The organism is Intrasporangium sp., from assembly GCF_030452765.1.
In the GTDB taxonomy this organism is placed as follows: Bacteria; Actinomycetota; Actinomycetes; order Actinomycetales; family Dermatophilaceae; genus Intrasporangium_A.
In genome coordinates this window covers 1-6,297 of record NZ_JAKDLO010000220.1, presented here as the reverse complement: position 1 = coordinate 6,297, position 6,297 = coordinate 1, and the positions used below count along the sequence as shown (strand labels likewise).

At 67.6% G+C, this 6,297-nt stretch carries 5 protein-coding genes and 1 pseudogene; 4 read left to right on the top strand and 2 right to left on the bottom strand.

Annotation, left to right across the window (positions count from 1 at the left end):
- Positions 1-252 precede the first annotated feature (252 nt).
- The gene (locus L0H79_RS19740; protein WP_301486352.1) at positions 253-663 is read left to right on the top strand and encodes a hypothetical protein; all 411 of its coding nucleotides are present in this window, start codon (positions 253-255) and stop codon (positions 661-663) included.
- Positions 664-1,608: 945 nt separating this feature from the next.
- On the opposite strand, the gene L0H79_RS19735 is transcribed toward L0H79_RS19740, so the two are convergent.
- The gene (locus L0H79_RS19735; protein ID WP_301486351.1) at positions 1,609-1,938 is read right to left on the bottom strand and encodes a type II toxin-antitoxin system PemK/MazF family toxin; all 330 of its coding nucleotides are present in this window, start codon (positions 1,936-1,938) and stop codon (positions 1,609-1,611) included.
- Entirely contained in the window at positions 1,935-2,159 is a 225-nt protein-coding gene (locus tag L0H79_RS19730) for an antitoxin MazE family protein (RefSeq protein ID WP_301486350.1), read from the bottom strand. The genes L0H79_RS19735 and L0H79_RS19730 overlap by 4 nt, the downstream gene beginning before the upstream one ends.
- A 381-nt stretch (positions 2,160-2,540) precedes the next feature.
- On the opposite strand from L0H79_RS19730, the pseudogene L0H79_RS22325 reads away from it, so the two are divergent.
- The 3 genes and pseudogenes from L0H79_RS22325 to L0H79_RS19720 all read left to right on the top strand — a co-directional run.
- Positions 2,541-2,924: pseudogene (locus tag L0H79_RS22325) on the top strand (DUF4158 domain-containing protein); the annotation flags it as partial.
- Complete coding sequence (locus L0H79_RS19725) at positions 2,851-5,493, top strand: Tn3 family transposase (protein ID WP_367652499.1); 2,643 nt, start codon at positions 2,851-2,853, stop codon at positions 5,491-5,493. The pseudogene L0H79_RS22325 and the gene L0H79_RS19725, both read left to right, overlap by 74 nt.
- Positions 5,490-6,263 (top strand): tyrosine-type recombinase/integrase, encoded by a 774-nt coding sequence (locus L0H79_RS19720; protein ID WP_301486348.1) that lies wholly within the window; start codon positions 5,490-5,492, stop codon positions 6,261-6,263. Before L0H79_RS19725 ends, L0H79_RS19720 begins: the two co-directional genes overlap by 4 nt.
- Positions 6,264-6,297 lie beyond the last annotated feature (34 nt).

Sequence of the window (6,297 nt, the reverse complement as noted above, 5' to 3'; positions counted from 1 at the left end):
CAAGCCGCCGCCGTCACCCGGCCGGGACGTCACTCCAGCGGAGCCGCACCCGAATCGTCAAGGCTAGGCTGCCCGAACGGCTCAGGGACTGGCCGGCGGAATCCGGGCTACACGCGCTACGTCCTGGCTAGCAGGACGCATGTGGACAGGCCGCGGCGCTACCTGGCGGGCCGCCGATAGTGGGCGCAGGCTCTTCTCCCCTTCGGGACTAAGACAATACCGCCCGCCCGCCTACAAAGGGGCGAAGTACGGATGGCAGTCGAACTTCGAATCGCGCGCCGGTACGAGAGGCAAAATGGCCAACAACTACCACGTTCAGCACCGTTCCCCGAAGAGGTGGGCGCCGTGGTGGTGAGACGTGTCGAGGACTTCGATGGCTGCGTAGCAAGTGTACGCGGGGCCGATGGGGTACGTGGCTATCTCCGTGTCCGGATAGTCCACTGGAAGGATGCCAACGTCCCGCCGGGTGTTGACATGGACCTAGTACTGAAAACGCACATGGGCTGGCAGTTCTCTGATCGCGCCGATCCCGACCCTAGCGACGCAGTTGACGAACTGAACAGTGGGAGTATCCAGTGGTACGGACAGGAGTTGGCGGTTCAGCATTGGCTGGACCATGCAGACGCGGACAGCATAGTGGCAGAGCACTTTGCACCAGAGTGAACCTTCAACCGCGGCACCTTCACCACGTGTGGGGAGTGCGGGGAGGAAGACTGTGAAGACTGTGAAGGACCAGGCACACGTGTGCTGTGTGCTTGAACAGATTGCCCGCGACGGTCGTGTCTTTGGCATCCCAATTCTCACCGCATCGGTGGGTGGCCGGTGGGTGACCGGTCACTCTGCACTATCACAGGCGCCCGGGCATCAGCTGGCATCGACCGTGGCAACGGGGCATCTAGTGAGCGAGTCTAGTCTTGGCTGCAAGCTGCCGTAATCGCGTTCAATGATGAGGGGTACGCTTACGCGTTCCTCTCGGAGAGAGTATTCCTCGGGTGGCTCGAACCTCAAACCGTCGCCGAGTTGACGAGCTTGTTCAGACCTGACGGTCAAAAGCTTGCTCTCGTTGAGGGACAAGGAGGTTGGCGGATATCGAGACTGATAACCGGGACGCTAGCGGGCTCATCGCCTTGATCCAAGAACACGAACGGCGATTCGGACAGTTAAGGACGATCTAACGCAAATAGCACCCGACGTCGCGATCTCGCCTTCGACACCCGGCATACGTGGGGCACTCCGACCGCGCAACCTTCTCCGGCGCGGTGAAGGCGCGCCCGATCAGGGCCCGGGACTCCTGAACGTGTCACCGGCCCCAAACTGAGATGATCTTGATGTGTCGATCGGTCACGGCAGACCGCGATGCGCAGCAGACACCGAGATAGCGCCTGTCATGAGTAGCCCCGTTCCCCGGGGCCGATCTCGACGCCTATCTGGTGAGCCTTCGCTTGCGCCTGGGGCGGCCTCGGTGCCCGGGCCAGGCCCGCTTCGCTACGTGTATCGCGGCGGCGGTCCGTCGTGAGGAGAGGCCGGACGAGGGTCTCGATGATTGCGTCCAGTCCTCCGAGCATGCGGTTCGCCACAGGCCGATCGTCCGAAGACGCTCGGATGATGTCATTCGGCCAGCCCGAGAAACACGACGATTGCACGGTCAAGCCGGATGACATCTGCGTCCGCGAGACGGCCAAGACGATCACGAACGTTGTCTCGCGGCATCGTCGTGATCTTGTCGACCATGATCCGACTCAGCTGTTCGATCCCTGTCGTAGCTGTGGGTTCGACCGCGATCCGGGTCAGCGGCGCCTCGACCGGGTTCGTCGTCAGCGGGCACACGGTGACCGAGGCCGTTGCGTCGAACCGATCGTCCTGAACGATGACGACCGGTCTGGGCTTACCGGTATAGGCGCCTCGAGCTGCGGCGATGTAGATGTCTCCCCGCCTCACTCGGCGGCTTTCGCGTCGGTGTCCCAGTCTAGTGAAATGGCATCGACGAACGCCTGGTCGTCCGACTCGTACTCGCTCGCCGCGATGGCCGCCGACTGGCGGTGTGCTTCCGCGACGAACTCCGGGGCACGCACGTCCGGCACCCAGATTTGAACCGGGCGAAGCCCCTGAGCTCGCAACCGCTGCCGATGCTCGCGTACCCGCTCTCGAGTGTTCGCCATGAACACATGTTACATGTAACAGTCGATCTGAGGAAGTCATGCTCCGGCTTCGGCGTCACCTGGCAGCCTGGTCGGCGGTGGGTCACCGACCGGTCAGGGACTGCGTCTCGATGCCCGGCGAAACCGGGGGCATGGCCAACATGGCCGTCATGTCCAACAGCCTCCGCGCCGCGCCACCCGACGGAGCGGTAACCGTCAACCGGCTGAGCAAACGCCGCTTTCGCGGATGGAGTCGGCAACCGCGGCTCGGAAAACCCGGCTGCCCGTCCGGGCGGCACGTGGGAGAGTGCGTTCGAACCCCTCGAGAGTGCCGCCTCCGGTAGTTCTCGGCACTTTCTGGGAGTAGGGTTCGGCCCACGATTCTCGAGACGGGGGCGGTTCGTGCGGCGCGAGTGGGAGCCGGAGGACTTGGTTGCGTCCTGGACGCTGGTCGAGCAGGACGAGCGGGAGCTGGTCGCCTACAAGCGCGGCACGACCCGGCTCGGCTTCGCGCTGATGTTGAAGTTCTTCGAGATCGAGGCCCGCTTCCCACGTCACGCCGGCGAGTATCCGCCGGCCGCGGTCGCCTACGTGGCCCGGCAGGTCGAGGTCGACCCGGGCGAGCTGGCCGGCTACGAGTGGGTCGGCAGCACCGCGAAGTATCACCGCGCCCAGATCCGTCGTGCGCTGGGGTTTCGCCGGTTCAGCCTGGATGATGAAGCCAAGCTGGCCGGCTGGTTGGCCGACGAAGTGGCCCCTGCCGAGACGTCCAACGAGACGCTGCGGGAGGCGCTACTGGCGCGGGTGTCGGACGGAGCGGATCGAGCCACCGACACGTGTCGGCCGGATCCTCAGTGCCGCCCGGGCCGCGGTCAGCGACCGATTCACCACGAGCACGGTGTCCCGCTTGTCCCAGGCGACGGCTGCCGGGCTGGAGGCACTGGCCGGCATCGGCGTGGACGGGCAGGACCCGGCCAGCGGCGCCTGGCTGGCCGAGCTGAAGGCCGACCCCGGCCGGGTCAGCCGCGACACGCTGCGCGCCGAGATCGGCAAGCTGGCCCGGGTGCGCGGCCTCGGCCTGCCGGAGCAGCTGTTCGAGGGCTGGTCGGACAAGCTGGTCGCCGCCTGGCGAGCCCGCGCCGCGGCCGAGTACCCCTCGGACCTGCGCGCCCATGACCGGGCGGTGCGCCTGACCCTGCTCGCGGCGCTGGCCCGGACTCGGCAGGGTGAGATCGTCGACGGCCTGGTCGACCTACTCATCGCGCTGGTTCACAAGATCGCCTCGCACGCCGAGCAGGGCGCGCAGGCCGAGCTGGTCGCCGACCCGCACCGGGTGCGGGGCAAGGAGAACCTGCTGTTCCGCCTGGCCGAGGCCGCTCTGGACCATCCCGACGACACGGTCCGCGACGCCCTCTACCCGGTGGTCGGGCCGGCCACGCTGGCCGAGCTGGTCCGCGAAGGCCGGGCCAGCGAATCGGCGCTGCGGGCCCGCACCCGGGCTCGGCTGCGCGCGTCGTACTCCTCCTACTACCGCAAGGTGATCCCCGAACTGATGGACGCGTTGGAGTTTCGGTCCTCCAACACCCGCCACGCCCCGGACATCGAGGCGGTCACGTTGATGCGTCGCTACGCCCACCGGCGCAGCGTGCGCTACTACGGACCCGACGAGACGGTGGCGCTGGACGGGATCGTGCCAGCCGACTGGCGCGCGGCGGTCGTCGAGGAGCGCGAGGACGGCACCACACGTATTGAGCGGATCCCGGACGAGCTTTGCGTCCTTGCGGCGCTGCGCGAGGCGATCCGCCGCCGCGAGGTCTGGATCGCCGGCGCCGTCCGGTGGCGGAACCCGGACATCGACCTGCCTGCCGACTTCGACGCGCACCGGGCCGGGCACTACGAGCGTCTCGGTCAGCCGCTGGACCCGAGCGAGTTCATCACCAGCCTGCGCGGCGAGCTGGTGACGGCCCTGCGTGATCTCAACAATGCGATCGCCGCGAACGACACCGGCGGGGTCAGCATCGGCGCCCGGGCCGGCCGGCCGTGGGTCACCGTGCCGAAACTGACCAAGCAGCCCGAGCCGGCCAACCTGGAACGGATCAAGGCCGCGGTGCAGGCCCGCTGGGGAACCGTGGACCTGCTGGACTTCCTCGCCGAAGCCGACCACCACATCGGGCTCGTGGACTGCTTCCCGTCGATCGCGACCCGCGAGACAATGCCCGCCGGCACACTGCGTGCACGGCTGCTGCTGGTGCTGTTCGCGCTCGGCACCAACACCGGCATCAAGCACGTCGCCGACGGCGACCACGGACACGGCGAGGCCGCGCTTAGGCACGTACGCCGCCTCTATGTGACGAGGGAGAACCTGCGCCGGGCGATCACGACCCTGGTGAACGCGAACTACGCCGCCCGCGACCCGCAGCTGTGGGGCGCCGGCACGGCGTGCGCGTCGGACTCGAAGAAGTTCGGCTCCTGGGAGTCGAACCTGATGACCGAATGGCACGCCCGCTACCGCGGCCCCGGGGTGATGATCTACTGGCACGTGGAGAAGGGCCGGCTGTGCGTCTACAGCCAGCTCAAGTCCTGCTCGTCCTCCGAAGTCGCCGCGATGATGGAAGGGCTGCTGCACCACGGCACCGACGTGCCGATCGAGGCCAACTACGTCGACACCCACGGCGCCTCCGACATCGGGTTCGCCTTCACCCACCTGCTCGGCTACTCCCTGCTGCCCCGGCTGAAGAACATCGGCGCGGCCCGCCTCTACCTCCCCGCCGCCGGGCCTGCCACAGCATTGCCCCAGCTGGCGAGTGTGTTGACTCGGCCGATCCGCTGGGAGCTGATCGCCCAGCAGTACGACCAGATGGTCAAATACGCCACCGCGCTGAAGCTGCGCACCGCCGAGTCCGAGCAGATCCTGCGCCGCTTCACCCGCCCCGGCCCGCAACACCCCACCTACGCCGCGCTCGTCGAGCTGGGCCGGGCCGTCAAGTCGGTCTTCGTGGCCCGCTACCTGCGCGCCGAGGCGCTGCGCCGCGAGATCAACGACGGGCTGCAGGTCGTGAAGAACTGGAACTCCGCCAACGGCGCCCTGTTCTACGGCAAGGACCGCGAACTCACCGGCGCCGACCGCGACAGCCAAGAAGTCAGCGTGCTCGCGCTGCACCTGCTGCAATCCGCGCTCGTCTACGTCAACACCCTGCTGCTGCAACGCATCCTCGCCGACCAACCCATCCAGCTGTCCGCCGAAGACCGGCGGGCGATCAGCCCGCTGTTCTGGACCCACGTGCGCCCGTACGGCAGCTTCCAGCTGCACCTGGACCGGCACCTGGACCTCGACCCGCACCCGGTCAGCGCATGACCCGCACCCCTGCCGCCGGCAAGGCGACGACCTCGCCGCCGGTCATGTCCTCGCAGCGGCGGACGCCGCCCAAGCGCAAGGCGCGTCAGCTCGCCAAGCATCTGCGTGACGAACGACCCGACTACGCCTACCTCAAAGCTGTCTTCCGCGCGTTGCGCGACGAGCTGGGCATCCAGGTGCCGCGCGAGCCCAAGACGCTGCCCTACGTGCCCAGCGAGGAGGAGATCCGCCGCTACTACCAGGCCGTCTGGCCAGCCCGCCGCGGCGGCGACATGGTGCTCATTAAAACCCTGCTCTACACCGGGGTGCGAGTCGCCGAACTCGTCGCCATCCGCCTCGACGACGTCGACCTGGACGCCGCCCGGATCCGGATCACCCACGGCAAGGGCGGCAAAGACCGCGTCGTGCCATTCCCGCAGACCTTCCGCGAAACCCTGGCCCTGCACATCGCCGACCGGAGCAAGGCCGGCGGGGCGTTCCTGTTCGAGTCGTCCTGGAAGAAGCCCTACTCCACCCGCGGCGTCCGCGCGCTGCTCGCCCGCTACGCCGCCGCTGCTGGCCTGCCGCACAACATGCCCCCGCACCGGCTGCGGCACTTCCTGTTCACCTGGCTCAAGACCCAAGGCATCGACGACGCGCTCATCCAGCCCTACAGCGGCCACGCCAGCCGCCAGTCACTCGAGATCTACAGCCGCCTCGCCCTCACCGACGCCCAAGCCAGTAAACATTCAGCCCCTGCCGGGCCGGTTCTGCGGTTTTGCGCGGCCTGAGCGCCTGCATCCACTGTGACTGGCGGTACGTGTG